Genomic DNA, 16,470 nt, shown 5'->3' on the forward strand with positions numbered 1-16,470 from the left:
TTTCATAGACAGACGCACGTGCGCCGGCTCAACTCTGTTACGCCGTGGGGCATCGGTGACAGGCTCGATGGTTTCGGTGGGAACCCTCGAACGGCGGCCTGGGCAGAGCGTCGACTGCGAAGTGCCCCAGTTTCCAGGCGGACCCGGATTTCCGCGACGGACACGATCTCGGGCAAGGTGGGTCTGTGACCGACTCGACGGGTGAACTCACCGCCAAGGAGATCAAGAAGCGTAAGCGACGCCTGCCGCCACCGGACCCGGAAGCGCTGCCCGGGCTGGTCGACGCACACACGCACCTGGCGGCCTGTGGCGGGCGGACGGAGGCCGACGTCCGAGCCATCCTCGACCACGCCGAGTCGGTCGGCGTGGAGCAGGTGGTCACCGTCGCCGACGACATGGTCGACGCCCGCTGGGCTGTCGCCGCCGCGCATTGGGACCGACGAGCGTTCGCGGCCGTCGGACTGCATCCCACTCATGCCGCCGATCTGGATGACGAGGCCCGAGCCGAGCTGGAACAGATGGTCGACGGCCCCCGCGTGGTGGCCGTCGGTGAGACCGGTCTGGACTACTACTGGACGACCCGTTCGGACGACTGCGCGGACCCGACCACCCAACGCGACGCCTTCGCCTGGCACATCGATCTGGCCAAACGATCCGGCAAAGCGCTGATGATCCACAATCGCGACGCCGATCGCGACCTGCTGGACGTCCTCGCGGCCGAGGGGGCGCCGGAGACGGTGGTGATGCACTGCTTCTCCGGCGACCGTGCGATCGCCCGCGAATGTGTCGACCTCGGGTATGTGTTGAGCTTCTCCGGCACTGTGACGTTCAACAACTCCGGCGAGTTGCGTGAGGCCGCACTTCTGACTCCCGACGAGCAGTTGCTGGTGGAGACCGACGCACCGTTCCTGACCCCGCATCCCTATCGTGGCCAGCCCAATCAGTCCTATTGCGTGCCCTACACCGCTCGCGCGCTGGCCGCACTGCGCGGCGTCGACGATCACGAGTTGGCCCACACGCTTGGAGCAAATGCGCGCCGGATATACAAGTTTCCGTTGCGGTAACCCACCCCGATTCGTTACCGTACCGTGATCCGTGCTGCCGACGCGGATAGCTATACCCAACCCGGCAGGGAACTGTATGTCTGTCTTGAAGAGAATCAACACGTCCACCTCCATGCGCGCCCGAGTAGCCCTCGGAGCCGTGCTGACCACCGTCACGGCCGGAGCCGTCACCGGAGCTGTCATGCACAAGGAGGTGACGCTGGCGGTCGACGGACAGACCATGCATGTGAGCACGATGGCCTTCTCGGTCGGGAGCGTGCTGCGCGACAACGGCATCGACCCTGCCGACGGCGACAAGGTGAACGTGCCGCTCTCGAGTGCGCCGCGTGACAACCAGACCATCACGGTCGACCGCCTCAAGAAAGTGCAGCTGGTGGTCGACGGCAGGCCGTTGAACATCACCACCAACGCGTCCACCGTCGGTCAGGTTCTCGCTGAACGCGGCATGGCGACCAGCGCGGTGACCGCACCGCTGAACGACGTGCTTCCGGTGGACGGTGCCGATCTCGACGTCACCCTGCCCAAGCGGGTCAAGCTCGACGACGGCGGCCAGAAGTCGACGCCGAGCATTGCGGCCAAGACGGTCGGCGACCTGCTCGCCCGTGCGGGCAAGCCGCTCTCGCCCACCGACAAGGTGGTGCCCGCGGCGCAGACTCCGGTCAGCAAGGACATGGACATCCGCGTCACCCGGATCAAGACCGAGGAGAAGACCCTCACCGAGGACGTCAAGCCGCCGGAGAACACCAAGGACGACGACAGGCTGACCCGGGGAACCAAGAAGGTCGAGGACCCGGGTACTCCCGGCAAGGCCGATGTGAAGTACTCGATCACCACCGTCAACGGCAAGGTCGTCAAGAAGACCAAGATCAGCGAGAAGGTTCTCGTGGAGCCCAAGGCTGCCACGGTCCGCGTCGGAACCAAGCCGGGTGCACCGGCGGTTCCGTACGGCGTCTGGGATCGTCTCGCTCAGTGCGAATCGACCGGCAACTGGGCCATCAACTCCGGCAACGGGTTCTACGGCGGCATCCAGTTCGACCAGAACACCTGGGATCGCTGGGGCGGCCAGGAGTACGCGCCGCGTCCGGATCTCGCCACTCGCGAGGAGCAGATCGCCATCGCGGAGAAGACGCAGGCCGCTCAGGGCTGGGGCGCGTGGCCGTCCTGCTCGTCGCAGATCGGCCTCCGCTGATCCTCGCCCGCGGTGCAGCCGTCCGCTGCGGCACCTCCCGACGATCATCAGTCACAATGTTCAGGTGAACATCGTCCCTGATTCGCCTCGTCTGCTCGGTCCCGCCGAGATCCGCGCACTCGCCGCAGAGCTCGATGTGCGCCCGACCAAGACGCTGGGGCAGAACTTCGTCCACGACGCCAACACCGTTCGCAGGATCGTGTCGGTGTCCGGCGTCGGTGCCGACGACGTGGTTCTGGAAGTGGGACCGGGACTCGGATCGCTGACCCTCGCGCTGCTCGCCGAGGCCGGCCGCGTGGTGGCGGTGGAGATCGACCGCACGCTCGCCGCGCGACTGCCACGGACGATCGCCGAGTTCGCGCCCGCACAGGCGGCGAACTTCGACGTCGTCACCGCGGACGCCCTCACCGTCACCCCCGCCGACCTCCCGTACGCGCCGACCGCGCTGGTCGCGAACCTGCCGTACAACGTCGCGGTTCCGGTGCTGTTGCACCTCATGGCGCAGTTCCCGACCATCCGCACCGCGCTCGTGATGGTGCAGGCCGAAGTTGCCGACCGTCTCGCCGCCGCTCCGGGCGGCCGGATCTACGGGGTGCCGAGCGTGAAGGCCCGCTTCTTCGGCGACGTGGCCCGAGCCGGTTCCGTCGGCAAACACGTCTTCTGGCCCGAACCCAAGATCGAGTCGGGCCTGGTCCGCATCGACCGCCGCGACGTCTACGGGACCGACCCGGAGCTGCGGGCGCAGACATTCGCCGCGATCGACGCCGCATTCGCTCAGCGCCGCAAAACCCTGCGGTCGGCGCTCTCGTCGTGGGCGGGCAGCGCCCCGCGGGCCGAAGAACTCCTCCGAGCGGCGGGAATCGACCCCGGGCTCCGCGGGGAACGGTGCGACGTCGATGACTTCGTCCGGCTCGCGCGCGCCGGCCACGCAGCCGGGATCGAGACCGGAGCCGCCCGATGATGGGTGGCGCGACCGCCCGGGTCCCGGCGAAGATCAATCTGCACCTGGGCGTCGGGCCGCTCCGCGACGACGGATACCACGAACTGTCGACGCTGTACTGTGCGCTGTCGCTCTACGACGAGGTCACCGTGCGCGGCGACGACGCGCTGTCGGTGACCGTCCGCGGCGAGAACCGCCGACAGGTGCCGTCGGATGCGACGAACCTCGCCGCGCGGGCCGTGGTCGCGTTGGCGCGGCATGCCGGGATGGACCCGCACGTGGCGATCACCATCGACAAGACGATTCCGGTGGCCGGGGGCATGGCCGGCGGCTCGGCCGACGCCGCCGGGGCGCTCGTCGCTGCGGCCCGGCTCTGGCGGCTCGACATCGCCCGCGACGAACTCCTCGCCATCGCCGCGGAACTGGGCTCGGACGTCCCGTTCTCCGTGGTCGGCGGCGCAGCGCTCGGCACCGGCCGGGGAGAGCAACTGCTGCCGGTGCTGCACCGCGGCGCGTTGCACTGGGTGCTCGCGGTGTCGGGCAGCGGGCTGTCCACTCCGGACGTGTACCGGGAGATCGACCGGCTCCGGGCCCGCGACGGCGATGACCAGCCCGCCGCCGCGGGCGTCGCCCGTCCGGACGAGCTGATGCAGGCGCTCGCATCGGGCGATGTGCGCGCCGTGGCCCCTTTGCTCCACAATGATCTGCAGCCGGCCGCGCTGTCGCTGCAGCCGATGCTGCGGCGCACCCTGCGGGCGGGCCGCGAGGCCGGAGCGCTCGCCGGGATCGTCTCCGGGTCCGGGCCCACCTGCGCGTTCCTGTGCGCCGACGAAGACGCCGCCGTCCGGGTGGCCGCCGAACTGTCCGGGTCCGGTGTGGCCAAGGCCGTGCGGACCGCGTCCGGGCCGGTGGCGGGCGCCCGCCTCATCGCGGTCAACTGACCTCGCCGACCACTGACCTCGCTGGACGACTGACCTCGCTGGACGACTGACTGAACGGAAAGCACGAATGCCCCCGCGTACCAATACGTCGCTGATCAACGCCGAACGCATCAGCAAGAGCTTCGGCATCAAGCCGCTTCTGGACGAGGTCAGTGTCGGCGTGCACGAGAGTGAGCGCATCGGCGTCGTCGGGCTCAACGGCGGCGGTAAGACGACCCTGCTCGAGATCCTGGCGGGCATCACCGAACCCGATTCCGGGCGCCTCTCGCGGGCGGGTGGCATCCACATCGCGACGGTCACTCAGGGCGGCGACCTCGATCCCGGCATCACCGTCGCCGACGCGGTGGTCGGCGCCGACGCACCCGAACACGAGTGGGCCGGCGACGCCCGGATCCGCGGTATCCTCGCGGGTATCGGGGTCGACGCGATCCTCGACCGCAAGGTGGGCGAACTCTCCGGAGGGCAACGTCGTCGGACGGCCCTCGCGGCCGCGCTGGTGACCGACTCCGACCTGCTGATCCTCGACGAACCGACCAACCATCTCGACATCGAGGGCGTTCACTGGCTCGCCGAACATCTGGTGAACCGGCGCAGCGCGCTCATCGTCGTCACTCACGACCGCTGGTTCCTGGACACCGTCGCCACCCGCACGTGGGAGGTCCACTCCGGGCGCGTAGACGAATACGAGGGCGGCTACAACGACTGGATCTTCGCGCGCGCCGAACGCGCCAGGCAGGCCGATGCCGCCGAGGAGCGCCGGCGCAACCTCGCGCGCAAGGAACTGGCGTGGCTGCGGCGCGGTGCGCCCGCGCGCACGTCCAAGCCGCGTTACCGGGTGGAGGCGGCCGAGAAGCTGATCGCGAACGTGCCCCCGCCGCGCGACACCGTCGAACTCTCCGCATTCGCCAAGCGCCGCCTCGGCCGCGTGGTCATCGAACTCGAGAACGCGCGGCTCACCGCACCGTCGTCGGACGGCGCCGAGGGTCGAGTGCTGCTCGAGGACACCACCTGGCGGCTGGCGCCGGGGGAGCGGGTCGGCCTCGTCGGGGTCAACGGTTCCGGCAAGACCACGCTCCTGCGGGCGCTCGCCGGCGAGGTGCCGGTGTCGCCGGGCCGCCGCATCGAGGGCAAGACCGTCTCGATCGGCTGGCTGCGTCAGGAACTCGACGACCTCGATCCCACCCTGCGCGTGCTCGACGCCGTCGAAGAGGTTGCCGGTCATGTGACGCTCGGCGACAAGGAGTTGTCGGCGAGTCAGCTCGCGGAACGGCTCGGGTTCTCCCCGGCGCGACAGCGCACGCCGGTCGGAGACCTGTCCGGCGGCGAACGTCGCCGCCTGCAGTTCACGCGTGTGCTGATGGCCGAACCCAATGTGCTGCTGCTCGACGAGCCGACCAACGACCTCGATATCGACACGCTCCAGCAGGTGGAGGATCTGCTCGACTCCTGGGCCGGAACGCTGGTCGTGATCAGCCACGACCGGTATCTGATCGAACGGGTCTGCGACAGCACCTGGGCGCTGTTCGGCGACGGCGCGCTGACGAACCTGCCGCGCGGAATCGACCAGTACCTGGAACGACGGGCGGCCGAGACCGATGCGGCTCCGGCCCGCCGATCCGCTCCGGCCGCCGAGCCGAAGCCCGCGTCCGGTGACGGCGGACTCTCGGCCGCCGAACACCAGGCGGCGCGCAAGGCACTCGGCCGCGCGGAGCGTCAGATGGAGAAGCTCAGTGCGCAGGAGGAGAAGCTCCACGCCGAGATGGTCGACGCCGCCGTCGATCCCGACCGGCTCGCCGATCTGGACGCCAGACTCCGGGAAGTGGTGGCGGCCAAGGAGATCGCCGAGACCGAGTGGATGGAGGCGGCCGAACTGCTCGATTCGTGACCGCGGCGCGCGTGCGCGTCCGCCGGCCCGACACGTGACGCGACCGCATCGCGTGACGGTGTCGGCCGGGGAGCCTGCGAGGGTCACAGCCAGTTGTTACGTTGTTCCAACCAAGTGTCGCCGACCTGGCGATCAGGCATGACTCCTGAGAGGTTCACGTATGACGACTCCGCCTAACGATCCGTTCAACCAGCCCGAGGGCGAGCAGCCCGATCACGGTCAGTCCCAGCCCGGTCAACCGCAGCCCGGCCAGTCCCAGCCCGGTCAGCCCGACTACGGTCAGTCCCAGGCCGGTCAATCCCAGCCCGGCCAGACGCCGTACGGTCAGCCCCAGTACGGGCAGACGTACGGCCAGCAGCCCGGAGGCTACGGCCAGCCGTCCGATTACACGCAGCAGTTCGGCGCCTACAACCAGCCGACCTACCCGGTCGATCCCGGCGCCGCTCACCAGCCGCCGCCGGAGGAGTCCGGCTCCTTCCTGTCGGCGCTCTTCGACTTCCAGTTCAGCAAGATGGTCGCCACCCGGGTGATCCCGGTGCTGTACATGATCGTCACGATCGTGTTCACCATCATCGCCGCGATCGCACTGATCGGCGGCGTGATCTCCGGCTTCGCCGAGATGGGCGACAACGTCGGCGCGGGCCTGTTGACGGTGATCGTGGCACTGATCATCGTGCCGCTGGTGTACCTCATCTATCTGATCCTCGCGCGCGTGATCTTCGAGCTGTACATCGCGATCTTCAAGATCAGCCAGAACACCGCTCGTATCGCCGAGAACACCGGCCGCGTCGCGGAGAACACCTCCCGCAGCTGATCGGATACTCGGGCGGGTCGAGCGGTCGCTCGACCCGCCCGTTCTCTTCTGCGGTACGGACGCTGCGCTACCGTGACTGAATGTCCTACATCCGCACCCAGGTGCGCGGCGGCGTCGGCGAGATCGTCCTCGACCGCCCCCGCGCGCTCAATGCCCTGGATCTGTCGATGATCACCGAGATGCACTCCGTGCTGGAGGAATGGGGCGACGACGACGCGATCGAGACCGTGCTGGTCACCTCCTCGAGTGATCGCGCCTTCTGCGCCGGCGGCGACATCCGCGTGGTGCGCGACCACGTGCTCGCCGGTGAGAGCGACGAGGTGGTCCGGTACTTCGCCGCCGAGTACCGGCTGAACCAGCTCGTCGCGGAGTACCCGAAGCCGTACGTCGCCCTCGTCGACGGTGCGGCCATGGGTGGTGGACTGGGCATCAGCGTGCACGGCGAGGTCCGGGTGGTCACCGAGAAGGCGTTGATCGCGATGCCGGAGACCGCGATCGGGTTCTTCCCCGATGTGGGGTCCACGTATTTCCTTCCGCGTCTGCCGCAGGGCGTCGGGATGTGGCTCGGGCTGACAGGCGCACGCCTGCGCGGCGCCGATGCCGTCGCCATCGGACTCGCGACTCATTTCGTGCCGTCGGAGCGGATCGACGATGTGGCGAACGCCGTCCGCCGCGGAGACCCGCTGCGGGACGCACTCGCCGACCATCGTGGGCCGGTCACCAGCGATCTCCCGCTGCGCAAGATCGCCGAGTACTTCGACGACGACAACGTCGTCGGCATCGTGGGCGGCCTGCGCGGTGCGGTCGGTGACGCGTGGGCCGAGGAGATGCTCGATCTGCTGGCGTCGGCGTCACCGACCAGCCTGTGGGTGACGGCCGGGCTGATCACCGCGGGGGCGACCTCATCGCTCGCCGAGTGTCTCGACCGTGAACTGGCCGCGGCCGGCCGCATCACCCGGCATCCCGACTTCGTCGAGGGCGTCCGCGCGGTCCTCGTCGACAAGGACCGGAATCCGGCGTTCTCGCCCGCGACCGTCGAAGAGGTGGATGCCGCGACCGTCGCCGCGATCATCGCCTAGCGCGACTGCGTCCGGACCTACTTCTCCACGGTGAACAGACCCGACAGCGCCGCCGACTCGGGTGGGGCCGCCGGGACCGTCGGATCGTCGTAGGAGACGTCGTCGTCGGGATCGAAGGGATTCGCCCGCGCAGCGAGCGCGTCGGGGCAGTCGAATCGACCTGCAGCCCTCGTCTCGGTCACGGTTGCGAGCCGCAGCGTGCACGTGGCGGATGTGAAGTACGTGCCGTCGAGCGAGACGCCGACGGTCGCGGTGATAGGCGCCCCGGGCTCCCGGGCCGACGCACCGGCCGGCCAGGGGAGGATCCCACCCGCGAGATCGACCGCCAGGAACTCCAGTTGCCCGCCCTCGCCGCGGTCTCCGGTGAAGGTGAACAGCAGCGTGTCCGGCGGCACCGCGGGGTCGGTGCGGCCGGACTTGGCGAAGGCGACGCAGCGCTGCGAGCCGGGACGCTTCACCGAGACCGTCATCGTGCCGCGCGAATAGTTCAGCCCGTAACCGCTCCGGACGATCCGGCCGGCCGCGGGTGTCGCCGAGCAGTCACCGTCGGCGAGCGTCTTGGTCGACCCGTTGTGCGGAGGCGGTGGGACCGATTCGTCGACGGGCGTCGCGTCGGTGCCGCAGGCGGTCAGGCCCAGGAGCATCAGGGGCACCGCGGCGCGGCGCAGCGGGACCATCAGTCGGCCGCGGCGACCAGCGGCTCCAGCAGCAGATCGGGGTGTTCCTTCTCGATGTACTGCAGGCGCCACTTGTCGGAGAACAGGGCGAGGATCGCGCCGTCGCTGCGGGTGAAGACCTCGACGCCGCGCTGACGGTTGAGCTCGGGTGCGCTCTGTTCGTCGGTGCGGCGGGCGAGGCTGTATCCGAGCGGTTCGATGATGGTGTCGACGTTGAACTCCGCCTTGATTCGCGCGGTGACGACCTCGAACTGCATCGGGCCGACGGCGGCCAGGACCGGCGAGGCGTCGCCGCGGACGTCGTTGCGCAGCACCTGGACCACGCCTTCGGCGTCCATCTGGTCGACGGCCTTGCGGAACTGCTTGTACTTGTCGGCGGTGGTGACGCGCAGCGACGAGAAGTGTTCGGGAGCGAACGAGGGGATCGGCGGGTACTGGATCCGGGGGTCGATGTACAGCGTGTCGCCGGGGGCCAGTGCCATCGCGTTCACCAGGCCGACCACGTCGCCCGGGAACGCGGTGTCGACGGTGGAGCGGTCGCGCCCGAACACCGCCTGCGCGTACTTCGTCGCGAACGGTTTGCCGGTCTGCGCGTGCGTGACGACCATGCCGCGCTCGAACTCGCCGGACACGATCCGCATGTAGGCGAGGCGGTCGCGGTGACTGGTGTCCATGCCGGCCTGGACCTTGAAGACGACGGCGCTGAACGGGTCGGTCACGGCGCGCTCGACGCCGTCGATCGACTCGCGCCCGCGCGGCGGCGGCGCGAACTCGACGAGGGCGTCGAGCAGCTGCCGCACGCCGAAGTTCAGCATGGCCGAGGTGAAGATCATCGGCGACGTCTGGCCCGCCAGGAACATCTCCTGGTCGTGGTCCTGGCCCAGCTCGGCGAGGAGTTCGCTCTCCTCCCGGGCGGCCACCCACGCGTCGCCCTCGCGCTCGGCCGCCTGGTCGGCGGTGAGGAGTTCCTCCGGCGCGATCTTCGCTCCGCCCGCCGTGCGCTCGAAGTGGATGTAGTCGCCGGTGCGGCGGTCGAGCAGACCGCGGTAGTCGCCGGCGATGCCGACCGGAACGTACAGCGGGGTCGGGATCAGGCCGATGCGCTCGCTGATCTCGTCGATCAGCTCCAGCGGGGTTCGGCCGGGGCGGTCCCACTTGTTCACGACGGTGATGACCGGGATTCCGCGGTGGCGGCAGACCTGGAACAGCTTCAGCGTCTGCGGCTCCAGTCCCTTCGCCGCGTCGATCAGCATGACGGCCGCGTCCACCGCCGTCAGCACCCGGTAGGTGTCCTCGGAGAAATCGGAGTGACCGGGTGTGTCGACGAGATTGATGACGTTCGGTGCATCGGCGGCGTCGGCGTCGCCCGGCGAATAGCTGAACTGGAGTGCGGTGGAGCTCACGGAGATTCCGCGTGCCTTCTCCATCTCCATCCAGTCCGAGACGGTGGATCGGCGGCCGCCCTTGCCGTGCACCGCGCCTGCCTCGCTGATCATCCGGGCGTGCAGCGCCAGAGCCTCGGTCATCGTCGACTTGCCCGCGTCGGGATGGGAGATGATGGCGAAGGTTCGACGGCGCTTCACCTCGCGTGCGATGACCTCAGAACTCACTCGATTACGCTATCTGTCTGCCGACGTCAGACGCAAAATCTCCGAGTGAGCGAAGGAATCCCCGTGCCGCTGCCCGATCCAGCCGTGCTGACCCTGTTGATCGGCGGCGCGGTGGTCGCGGGCTGGATCGACGCGGTGGTCGGCGGAGGCGGACTGGTGCTGATCCCGCTGCTGCTCATCGTCTTTCCGTCGATGGCGCCGGCGACGGCACTCGGCACCAACAAGCTCACCGCGATCTGGGGGACCGCGACCGCGGCGGTGCTGTACCTGCGGGGGGTGCCGGTCGACCGCGGGCTCGCCGCGGCGAGCGTGCCCGTCGCCGCCTCGTGTGCCGCGCTCGGCGCGCTGGCCGCCGGAGCCCTCAGTTCTGACGTGATGCGGCCGGTGGTCATCGTGCTGATGGTGGCGGTCGGTCTCTTCGTGGCGCGCCGCCCGGAGTTCGGGTCGGCGAGCGCCGCCGGTTCGAGACCGATCCGGCGCGGCCGCTACGCGGCGGCGCTGGTGGCCTTCGGCGTCATCGGCTTCTACGACGGAATCTTCGGTCCGGGGACCGGCATGTTCCTGATCATCACGTTGACGGCGCTTCTCGGCCAGAGTTTCCTCACCAGTGCCACGCTGGCGAAGGTGGCGAACACTGCCACCAACGGCGGCGCACTCGTGGTCTTCGCGGTGCAGGGCAACGTGTGGTGGACGCTGGGCGCGATCCTGGCCGCGGCCAACATCGCCGGATCGGTGCTGGGATCGACGCTGGTGCTCGGCCGTGGCACGGGCGTGGTTCGGGTGGCGCTGCTCGTGGTGGTCGTGGTGATGGCCGGCAAGCTCACCTACGACCAGTTCTGGTGATCGAAGAAATTTCGGCTCCCGCAACGGTCTCACAGAGCGCTGCGGGAGCCGAAATTCTCGGAGCTCTCACTCGAACGGTATCGGCGGCATCGTGACGACCTGAGCGGCGTAGCTGAGCCCGGCGCCGTAACCGAGCAGGAGGGCCGTGTCGCCGGGTTTGGCCTGCCCGGTGGAGAGCAGGTCCTCCATGGCGAGCGGAATCGACGCCGCCGAGGTGTTGCCGGTCTTCTCGATGTCGTTCGCCACGACAGTCGACTCGGGGAACTTCAGACTGCGCGCAAGCAACTCGTTGATCCGCGAATTGGCCTGATGCGGAACGAAGACGTCGATGTCGGCGGCGTCGACCTTGGCGACGTCGAGGGCGCGCTGAGCGGCCTTGCCCATCTCGAACGCGGCCCAGCGGAACACGGCGGTGCCCTCGAGCCGCAGGTACGGCCGCTTCTCGATGTCGCCTGCGTCCATGTAGCTGACCCAGTCGATGTCCTGCCGGATCGCGTTGAACTGGGTTCCGTCGCTTCCCCACACCACCGGGCCGAGGCCCTGCTTCTCGGTGGGGCCGACCACCACGGCGCCCGCGCCGTCGCCGAAGATGAAGCAGTTGGTGCGGTCGGTCATGTCCAGAGTCACCGACAGTTGTTCGGCACCGACCACCAGTACGTGAGTGGCGCTGCCGCCGCGCACCATGTCGGAGGCCAGCGACAGCGCGTAGCCGAATCCGGCGCAGCCGACGGTGACGTCGAACGCGGGGACTCCGTTGGCACCGAGTTCGGTGGCGATCGCGACGGCGCCGGCGGGCGTCAGCAGCAGATGGGTGTTGGTGGCGAGGATGACCGCATCGATGTCCGCGCCCGAAAGGAGGGCGTTGGCGATCGCCTTGCGGCCGGCGTTGACGCCCATCTCCACCACGGTCTCGTCCCGGCGCGCGAACCGCCGGCTCTTGATGCCGGTGCGGGTGTAGATCCATTCGTCCGAGGAGTCGATGTGCTCGCAGATCTCGTCGTTGGTGACGACGCGCTCGGGGCGGTGGGCGCCGATCCCGAGCATGCCGATCATCTGTGTGCCGACGGCTTCAGGCAATTCGGCCATATCTGGGTCTCCGATCGCTAGGCATGTGTGCCGGAGCACACCTTTGTCTTCCACGCTCTCACGGCCGCGCAGTTACCTGGAAGTAACGCGAGGCGCCGAGTGGGTCGGAAAAATATTCATCAAGCGTTGACCAGAGTGGCTCGCAGTGGTCAGATGGTCCTATGCGCGCGATGATCCTCAAGGAGTTCCGCGAACTCAGGCGAGACCCCCGCACGATGGCCATGCTGATCGTCCTGCCGCTTCTGCTGCTGGTGATCTTCGGGTACGCGGCCAACTTCTACGTCTCGTCGGTCAAGACCGCGGTGGTCGGGCCGACGGCGACACAGGTGGCGCAGTCGCTGCCCGGGTACTTCGATGTCACCGATACCTACCCCGACCGCACGGCCGCAGAAGCGAAGGACCTGCTGCGCGAGAACGAGGTCGATGTCGCGGTGGTGGCCCCCGCCGGTCCCGGGGAGCAGGCGACGGCGTTCGTCGACGGGTCGAACATGTTCGCCGCCCAGTCGAGCGTCGGGGTGCTCAACAAGTTCGGCGACCGGGTCCACGTCGAGGTCCTCTTCAACCCGGATCTGAAGACGTCGTGGGTGATGGTGCCCGCGATCATCGGTCTGATCCTCACGTTCATCGGCACCATCATCACCAGCATCGGTCTGGTGCGGGAGCGGGAGGCTGGCACACTGGAACAACTCGCGGTGATGCCGATCCGGCCGAGTCAGGTGATTCTCGGAAAGATCGTGCCGTACTTCCTGCTCGCGGCGGTCGACCTGATCATCGTGACCGTCCTCGGCATGCTGTTGTTCGACGTCCCGTTCAACGGGAACGTGCTGATATTCGCGCTGGGATCGGCGCTCTTCCTGTTCGTGGTCCTCGGGTTGGGAGTCTTCATCTCGACCGTCTCCCAGACCACCGGGCAGGCGATTCAGACCGCATTCATGCTGTTGATGCCGCAGATTCTGCTCTCCGGCATGATCTTTCCGCTGGAAGCGATGGCCGCGGGCGTGCGGTGGATCGGTTATCTGCTGCCGCTGACCTATTTCACGATGATCTCCCAGGGAGTGATGCTGCGCGATGCGCCGATCTCGTCGCTGTGGCTCCCGTTGGTGGTCCTGGCGGTGATGGCCGTCGTGGTGTTCACCGGGGCGACGCTCCGCTTCCGGCGTGATCTCGCTCCCAACGCGCCGAAGGTGCACAACGCGGCGAGCGAGGCGGGCGCCGAATGATCGCCGAGATCGACGGGGTGAGCGTGCGGTTCGGTGACCGGACGGCCCTCGACGATGTGTCCGTGCGGGCGCCGGCCGGGACGGTCGTCGCACTGGTCGGCGGCGACGGCGCGGGCAAGTCGACGCTGCTGCGCACCGTGGTCGGTGAACTCGCGCCGACGACGGGCACGGTGCGTGCGCCGCGGAAGAACCACATCGGATTCCTCGCCGCGGGCCCGGGCAGCTGGGCGGCGCTGACGGTGCGGCAGAACCTGGAGTTCGTCGGCGGGATCTACGGCCTGCGCGGAACCGAGCTCGACCGGCGGTGCGACGAACTGATCGGGCGTGCCGGCCTCGCGGACGCGGCGGACCGGACCGCCTCCGCGCTATCCGGCGGTATGCGCCGCAAACTGGGAGCGGCCATGGCGATGTTGCACCGGCCCGAGCTGCTGGTCATGGACGAGCCGAGCACCGGAGTCGATCCGGTCAGCCGCATCGATCTGTGGCGGATGATCTCCGAGGCGGCGGCGGAAGGCGCCGCGGTCCTGATGTCGACGACGTACCTGGACGAGGCCGAACGCGCCGGGCACCTGGTGGTCCTCGACTCCGGACGGGTTCTGACACAGGGCTCCTATGACGACGTGCGCTCCGGATTCACCGGAGTCGTCACTCGCTCGGCACAGCCTGCGCGACCGGAGTGGTCATGGCGCCGGGGACGCGAGCGTCACGATTACTGGCCCGACGAACGGCCCGGCGGCGAGACCCGCCCGGTGGATCTCGAACCGGTGGACCCCGATCTGGAGGACATCGTCATCTCACTGTCGCTCGCCGACCGGATGCGACGGGAGGTGACGGCATGAGTGAACCGGTGCTGCGGGCGCGGTCGGTGACCCGGCGATTCGGCGACGTCACCGCTGTCGACGATGTGTCGATGAGCGTCGAAGCAGGCGAGGTGGTCGGGCTCATCGGGGCCAACGGAGCGGGGAAGACCACGCTCATCCGCATGCTTCTGGGCCTGTCGGCGGCGTCCGAGGGCTCCGTCGAGGTCCTCGGCGGCGCGCCGGATCGGGATCGTCGTGCACGATTGGGCTACGTTCCGCAGAACCTGGGGCTCTACACCGACCTCACGGTGGAGGAGAACCTGGAGTTCAGCGCCGACGCCTACCGCGCGCAGAACGCCGAACTGCCCGGCCGGTTCTCCGACGTGCGGCGCACCCTCGTGCGGGATCTGTCCCTGGGCGCCCAGCGGCAGGCGGCGTTCGCCATCGCCCTCGCTCACCGACCGGAAGTCCTCGTTCTCGACGAACCGACGTCCGGCGTCGACGCCCTCGCCCGCGCCCGGCTGTGGGACACCATCCGTCAGCAGGCGGAGGCCGGCGTCGGGGTGCTGGTCACGACGCACTACATGGAGGAAGCGCAGCAGTGCGACCGGCTGCTTCTGATGGTCGGCGGCCGGCTGGTCGGGTCGGGCAGCGAGGACGACATCATCGGCGACACCCGCGCGATCGCCGTTCGCACCGACGACTGGGCGGCGGCCTTCGCGGCGTTGAACGACGCCGACGTGCCGGTGATCCTGGCCGGCCGCGACATCCGAGTGCCCGACACCGATCCGGCGCAGATCGACGCGGTACTCGATGCCGCGGGAGTCTCCGCCGAGTGCGAACCCGTCCGAGCCACCATCGAGGAACGGATGCTGGTTCTCGCCCGGGAACGGCCGGCGCTGTGAACGCACGCACCAGGGGGCGGCCGCCGGGCGACGACGGAGCCGGCCGGACTCGCGGTGCGATCCTCGACGCTGCCCGGGAGCTTTTCGCCGCCAAGGGATTCGACCGCACGTCGATGCGCGAGGTCGCGCGGGCCGCCGGCGTCGACGCCGCGTTGATCCACCACTACTTCGGAACCAAATCGGGCCTGCTGGTGGCGGCGCTGACTCCGGAGCGCGATCCGGCCGACATCCTGGCCGGGGTCGCGGAGTCGACGGACGTCGGCGTCGCGCTCGTTCGCCGCGCCATCGGCTTCTGGGAGGAGAATCCGGAGCAGCGGCTGCGCGCGATCGCGATGCTGCGTGTGGCGGCGACGGACGACGAGGTCGCGGGCAGAGTGCGGGAGTTCTTCCTCGGTGCGGCCGGACGAGTCCTGCACGACGCGGCGCGAGGCGATCAGAGGCAGCGGAGGATCTCGCTGGTCGCGAGCCAGATGCTGGGCCTGGTGATGGCCCGCTACGTCTTCGCGCTACCCGAGATCGCGAGTGCGACGCCGGACGAGCTCGCCCGCCAGGTGGGGCCGGTGATGGATCACTATCTGACGGGCGACCTCTAGACACCTCCATGTCAGCTGTACTCCCCGGACATCTAGCGCCGCCGGGTAGTGCGTCCGCTCCGGCACTGACCGGATTACCGTGACAGGTATGTCCGTCACGACCACTCGGCTCCTGGTGCTCGGCGCGGTCGGATTGTTCGAGCCGGTGAACGGCTATCAGATCCGGCGCGAGCTGATGTCGTGGCAGGTCGACGCCTGGGCGAGCATCAATCCCGGATCGATCTACCACGCTCTGCGATCTCTGGCGGGCCAGGGGCTCCTGATCGATCACACGATCGGCGACGGCGGTCGCGACGTGGTGGTGTACGAACTCGCCGAAGCAGGCAGGGTAGTGCTGGAGGACGCGATCGTCGCCGGGGTCTCGGAGGTGAACATCTACGACCGCCACGCTTTCCAAGCCGCGTTCGGACTGCTCCCGATGCTCGGCGACCGGCGCGCGGAAGCGGCTCTGCGCGCCCGCCGGGACGCGGTGCGCCGGGCCATCGGCGACGTCATGCCACCGGAGGACGGGCGGGCCTACGCACCGCCGCACGCGTTGCGCTCTCTGGCACTGTGGAAGCAGTTCGCGGAGGTGGAACTGCACTGGCTCGACGGGGTGCTCGCCGACATCGCCTCCGGCGCGCTCAGCTTCGAGGACACCGGCCGGTGGGCGCCGCCCGCCGACGACCCCGGCTACCAGATCGTCGAGGATCGCGAACGCTATCGCGCGGCGCTGCACCGCGCGCCGAACTGACTACCCGCCGAACCGACCACCCGCCGAACATGACCGGCCATTGACACGCCGCCTGCCGCCGTCGCACTATTGACTAGTCAAATTTGACTAC

General features: G+C 68.8%; 16 protein-coding genes. 13 read left to right on the top strand and 3 right to left on the bottom strand.

Annotated elements, in window-relative coordinates; genetic code table 11:
- Window positions 1-185 precede the first annotated feature (185 nt).
- From ACZ5QD_RS00630 to ACZ5QD_RS00660, 7 genes are all read left to right on the top strand, one after another.
- Entirely contained in the window at window positions 186-1,064 is an 879-nt protein-coding gene (locus ACZ5QD_RS00630) for a TatD family hydrolase (protein ID WP_464367019.1), read from the top strand.
- 76 nt (window positions 1,065-1,140) lie between these two features.
- Complete coding sequence (locus tag ACZ5QD_RS00635) at window positions 1,141-2,253, top strand: resuscitation-promoting factor (protein ID WP_062368012.1); 1,113 nt, start codon at window positions 1,141-1,143, stop codon at window positions 2,251-2,253.
- A gap of 64 nt (window positions 2,254-2,317) precedes the next feature.
- The gene (gene rsmA / locus ACZ5QD_RS00640; RefSeq protein WP_006897677.1) at window positions 2,318-3,214 is read left to right on the top strand and encodes a 16S rRNA (adenine(1518)-N(6)/adenine(1519)-N(6))-dimethyltransferase RsmA; all 897 of its coding nucleotides are present in this window, start codon (window positions 2,318-2,320) and stop codon (window positions 3,212-3,214) included.
- A complete protein-coding gene (locus tag ACZ5QD_RS00645) occupies window positions 3,214-4,134 on the top strand; it encodes a 4-(cytidine 5'-diphospho)-2-C-methyl-D-erythritol kinase (RefSeq protein ID WP_006897678.1) in 921 nt (306 codons plus the stop codon). The genes rsmA and ACZ5QD_RS00645 overlap by 1 nt, the downstream gene beginning before the upstream one ends.
- A gap of 67 nt (window positions 4,135-4,201) precedes the next feature.
- Window positions 4,202-6,019: an ABC-F family ATP-binding cassette domain-containing protein gene (locus ACZ5QD_RS00650; protein ID WP_222111721.1), complete on the top strand. Its 1,818-nt coding sequence runs from the start codon at window positions 4,202-4,204 to the stop codon at window positions 6,017-6,019.
- 160 nt (window positions 6,020-6,179) lie between these two features.
- The gene (locus tag ACZ5QD_RS00655; RefSeq protein WP_278126395.1) at window positions 6,180-6,833 is read left to right on the top strand and encodes a DUF4282 domain-containing protein; all 654 of its coding nucleotides are present in this window, start codon (window positions 6,180-6,182) and stop codon (window positions 6,831-6,833) included.
- An 80-nt stretch (window positions 6,834-6,913) separates the two neighbouring features.
- On the top strand, window positions 6,914-7,912 hold the full coding sequence (locus ACZ5QD_RS00660; protein WP_006897681.1) for an enoyl-CoA hydratase/isomerase family protein: 999 nt from the start codon (window positions 6,914-6,916) through the stop codon (window positions 7,910-7,912).
- A 17-nt stretch (window positions 7,913-7,929) separates the two neighbouring features.
- Here ACZ5QD_RS00660 and ACZ5QD_RS00665 read toward each other — a convergent pair whose 3' ends face one another.
- Both ACZ5QD_RS00665 and ACZ5QD_RS00670 read right to left on the bottom strand, forming a co-directional pair.
- The gene (locus ACZ5QD_RS00665) at window positions 7,930-8,589 is read right to left on the bottom strand and encodes a hypothetical protein (protein WP_464367020.1); all 660 of its coding nucleotides are present in this window, start codon (window positions 8,587-8,589) and stop codon (window positions 7,930-7,932) included.
- Window positions 8,589-10,199, bottom strand: coding sequence for a peptide chain release factor 3 (locus ACZ5QD_RS00670; protein WP_045537770.1), 1,611 nt, complete (start codon window positions 10,197-10,199; stop codon window positions 8,589-8,591). Before ACZ5QD_RS00670 ends, ACZ5QD_RS00665 begins: the two co-directional genes overlap by 1 nt.
- Window positions 10,200-10,244: 45 nt before the next feature.
- On the opposite strand from ACZ5QD_RS00670, the gene ACZ5QD_RS00675 reads away from it, so the two are divergent.
- Window positions 10,245-11,042, top strand: coding sequence for a TSUP family transporter (locus ACZ5QD_RS00675; protein ID WP_464367021.1), 798 nt, complete (start codon window positions 10,245-10,247; stop codon window positions 11,040-11,042).
- Between the two features lie 66 nt (window positions 11,043-11,108).
- On the opposite strand, the gene ACZ5QD_RS00680 is transcribed toward ACZ5QD_RS00675, so the two are convergent.
- Window positions 11,109-12,128 carry a beta-ketoacyl-ACP synthase III gene (locus ACZ5QD_RS00680; protein WP_045538489.1) on the bottom strand — a complete coding sequence of 340 codons (1,020 nt, stop codon included), beginning with the start codon at window positions 12,126-12,128 and terminating at the stop codon, window positions 11,109-11,111.
- Between the two features lie 161 nt (window positions 12,129-12,289).
- Here ACZ5QD_RS00680 and ACZ5QD_RS00685 point away from each other — a divergent pair, with 161 nt between their 5' ends.
- From ACZ5QD_RS00685 to ACZ5QD_RS00705, 5 genes are all read left to right on the top strand, one after another.
- Window positions 12,290-13,348: an ABC transporter permease gene (locus ACZ5QD_RS00685; protein ID WP_006897687.1), complete on the top strand. Its 1,059-nt coding sequence runs from the start codon at window positions 12,290-12,292 to the stop codon at window positions 13,346-13,348.
- Window positions 13,345-14,187 (top strand): ABC transporter ATP-binding protein, encoded by an 843-nt coding sequence (locus ACZ5QD_RS00690; protein ID WP_006897688.1) that lies wholly within the window; start codon window positions 13,345-13,347, stop codon window positions 14,185-14,187. Before ACZ5QD_RS00685 ends, ACZ5QD_RS00690 begins: the two co-directional genes overlap by 4 nt.
- Window positions 14,184-15,053 carry an ABC transporter ATP-binding protein gene (locus tag ACZ5QD_RS00695; RefSeq protein WP_006897689.1) on the top strand — a complete coding sequence of 290 codons (870 nt, stop codon included), beginning with the start codon at window positions 14,184-14,186 and terminating at the stop codon, window positions 15,051-15,053. The genes ACZ5QD_RS00690 and ACZ5QD_RS00695 overlap by 4 nt, the downstream gene beginning before the upstream one ends.
- Entirely contained in the window at window positions 15,050-15,646 is a 597-nt protein-coding gene (locus tag ACZ5QD_RS00700) for a TetR/AcrR family transcriptional regulator (RefSeq protein WP_006897690.1), read from the top strand. Before ACZ5QD_RS00695 ends, ACZ5QD_RS00700 begins: the two co-directional genes overlap by 4 nt.
- An 88-nt stretch (window positions 15,647-15,734) precedes the next feature.
- A complete protein-coding gene (locus tag ACZ5QD_RS00705) occupies window positions 15,735-16,379 on the top strand; it encodes a PadR family transcriptional regulator (protein WP_039867912.1) in 645 nt (214 codons plus the stop codon).
- The last annotated feature ends 91 nt before the right edge of the window (window positions 16,380-16,470 follow it).

Source organism: Gordonia sp. J1A, assembly GCF_055393515.1.

What these genes read in the sequence shown, in the direction of transcription:
- ACZ5QD_RS00635 (WP_062368012.1), top strand. Translation starts at nt 1,141, where the DNA reads ATGTCTGTCTTGAAGAGAATCAACACGTCCACCTCCATGCGCGCCCGA.
- ACZ5QD_RS00645 (WP_006897678.1), top strand. Translation starts at nt 3,214, where the DNA reads ATGGGTGGCGCGACCGCCCGGGTCCCGGCGAAGATCAATCTGCACCTG.
- ACZ5QD_RS00650 (WP_222111721.1), top strand. Translation starts at nt 4,202, where the DNA reads ATGCCCCCGCGTACCAATACGTCGCTGATCAACGCCGAACGCATCAGC.
- ACZ5QD_RS00655 (WP_278126395.1), top strand. Translation starts at nt 6,180, where the DNA reads ATGACGACTCCGCCTAACGATCCGTTCAACCAGCCCGAGGGCGAGCAG.
- ACZ5QD_RS00660 (WP_006897681.1), top strand. Translation starts at nt 6,914, where the DNA reads ATGTCCTACATCCGCACCCAGGTGCGCGGCGGCGTCGGCGAGATCGTC.
- ACZ5QD_RS00665 (WP_464367020.1), bottom strand. Translation starts at nt 8,589, where the DNA reads ATGGTCCCGCTGCGCCGCGCCGCGGTGCCCCTGATGCTCCTGGGCCTG.
- ACZ5QD_RS00680 (WP_045538489.1), bottom strand. Translation starts at nt 12,128, where the DNA reads ATGGCCGAATTGCCTGAAGCCGTCGGCACACAGATGATCGGCATGCTC.
- ACZ5QD_RS00685 (WP_006897687.1), top strand. Translation starts at nt 12,290, where the DNA reads ATGCGCGCGATGATCCTCAAGGAGTTCCGCGAACTCAGGCGAGACCCC.
- ACZ5QD_RS00690 (WP_006897688.1), top strand. Translation starts at nt 13,345, where the DNA reads ATGATCGCCGAGATCGACGGGGTGAGCGTGCGGTTCGGTGACCGGACG.
- ACZ5QD_RS00695 (WP_006897689.1), top strand. Translation starts at nt 14,184, where the DNA reads ATGAGTGAACCGGTGCTGCGGGCGCGGTCGGTGACCCGGCGATTCGGC.
- ACZ5QD_RS00705 (WP_039867912.1), top strand. Translation starts at nt 15,735, where the DNA reads ATGTCCGTCACGACCACTCGGCTCCTGGTGCTCGGCGCGGTCGGATTG.